A 2,427-nucleotide genomic window follows, 5' to 3' on the forward strand; every position below is an offset into this window, starting at 1 on the left:
GTGTCAACCCACACGGTGCGAGAGGCTTCCCCTTTAGGGGATGAGGGGTGAGCGGAGGGGGCCACTATAATACAGGAGTTTTCTTGCAGAGACTAAGTAAGGTAAAATTCTTATTTTAAGCATCTTGCAAATAAGTCTCTTATCTAAAATCTCTTATCTAAAATCTAACGATCTGTTTATTTCTGAAACACGACTAAAATCCATGTCATCCCATTTTTCACCTGATCTTTTCCATAGCATCATTACCGCAAACACCTGACCTTGATCCGCAGGCACATAATTGGCATCCAGACTCAATACAGAGCTTTCCGGCGCCTCCGGGTGTAATCCCTTAGTTTTTACCACAGTGGGTTTACCCCATCCTTTTAAAGGAACCATAGCCAATTGGTATTTTCCATTGTCAATAATGGTTGCTTCATAATTACCGGATTTAAAAGTGCTTGTTTTAATTGGCTGATCAAATTCAGGCAAAGCGTAATGTCCCAGGCGCATTTCAACAGGCTCCGTACTGAGGTTTTTGTCAACTCTTAAAATTCCATTAGGCAAAGGAATATCAACCAAACTCATTTTAATATTTTCGTTGGTTTCCAACACTGCATCCCGGATGTAAGCGCCATCCTCAAACTTTTTAAAAGTATATAAACGGAGTACTTCCCATTTTTCCTCTTTATTTTTAAACGCATAATTCATGGCTACCTCGCCATTTTCACCATCTGCCTGCCAAGGAAAAATACTGCTATAGGATAATTTATTATAGTTTTCTGTAGAACGGAATTTTTGCCAGTCGTCTTTTACTTTTTCATGGCACCAGGCCCTAATTTCAGAAGCTCCTATGGCAGGATAATCAGTAATCAATACATTTGATCCTTCGGCAAACTTATTATACACCTTGTCTGCTTCAAATTCTGACCATGGTCCATCATTTTCCACGGCAGTCCAAAAAGGATCTTCCTCAGGTAGCAATAAACCCAAAAAAGCTTTCCCCATCCAGTATACACTTCCCCTGCAACTATAAATTTGTACGGCTGGTTCAAACGCCCCATAAAAACCTAAGGAGGGAACACTATCCTTCAGAAACTCCGGGTGTTGTAGAAACTGCAAAATGGTACTGGAAGATATTTTCCGTAACCATCCCAGGTTTACATCATTGCCACCATATTTACCCATAAATGGGAACGGTGACACGGAACCAAAACGATAAGAAATACTGCGACCGTACATCAACATCTTTCCATCTTTAGAGAACATATTGGGATAGTTGTAATTCAAATCCTGAAAATTGCTGATTAACTTCTCTGCTATCTCAGGATAATTTTTCAACCCAAAAACATCAGCCCATAACACACTATACAGCTGAAAAGCCCACATACTATAATAATCGTAAGCTGGCGCATCGTTATACCAACCATACCCCCGGTACTGATCAACACTTTTATTAAGGTATTCAATCAATAGCTTTTCGTTAACATCATACCCCTGATCTTTAAAAAAGCTCAATACAAAAATATTAAAGAAACGCCAGTTTGAAGGTACTGTTGGTCCATCGCCATAGCTCAGCATGGTTGCAGCCAATGCATCTTTCTGATCCCGGGTTAAAGGCTCCCATATTACTTCCGGAGCCACAAACAATGAGATGGCCAATGCTCCAAACTCAACCAGGTTTTGGCTTGGACCGCCATTTTTTGGTCTGGGCACAATAAATGAAGGGCTATCCGGATTTATCAAATTCAGGATTTGATGACGGTAATATTCTGCCACAGCAATCCCGTTCATTTTCAAACCGGGATTTTCCTTTAGTAAAGGAGCTGCCACAAACAGAGTACGACATAAGCCTTCCAACTTCTCCGTTGGAACCTGTTTCTCGTCACGTGGATAAGTTTTTCCTGGTTGCTTGGGAAATTTCATCGCATCATCCAGTGTATGGATATATGAAAAAGCACCTTGCAATAAGTACTCTGCTGCGTTAACCCAATGCTCCCGTGTCATACCGGTTGCCGGACTCAGCTTGTAATCAGGATTTTTAACTTCAAAAATATTATCATGTTTTTCTTCTTGTTCAACTGTTTTTGCTTTTTGCATATTACATGATTGTAATCCCAGAGCCAACACTGCCAGAAATGCAACCGTTATATTTAAAACTTTCATATTGATAGATATTTTGTGACTATAATAAACTATTAAAAATCCAATCGTTCACCCCTGCCCCTAATGGGGAAACCCCTCGTTCTATACGGGTTGACGGTTCTCCCTTTACAGCCTGTCCCGAAATTTTATTCGGGAGAATCAGAGAGTGTGTGAGGGAAGAAATTGGACTATTCTTGCCAACACTAATTAGTTCCTGCAAGAAAACTCATGATTCCTACGCTCACCCCTTTGATTCCCCTAAAGGGGAAAACTCCAACGCACTGTGCGGAAGCAACTTCCCCT

At 40.7% G+C, this 2,427-nt stretch carries 1 protein-coding gene; it reads right to left on the bottom strand.

Annotated elements, in window-relative coordinates:
* Positions 1–153 precede the first annotated feature (153 nt).
* Positions 154–2,145 (bottom strand): DUF2264 domain-containing protein, encoded by a 1,992-nt coding sequence (locus OM074_RS20990; RefSeq protein WP_301202671.1) that lies wholly within the window; start codon positions 2,143–2,145, stop codon positions 154–156.
* Positions 2,146–2,427 lie beyond the last annotated feature (282 nt).

It is taken from the genome of Plebeiibacterium marinum, from assembly GCF_026013615.1.
GTDB classification, from domain to species: domain Bacteria; phylum Bacteroidota; class Bacteroidia; order Bacteroidales; family Marinilabiliaceae; genus Saccharicrinis; species Saccharicrinis marinus_A.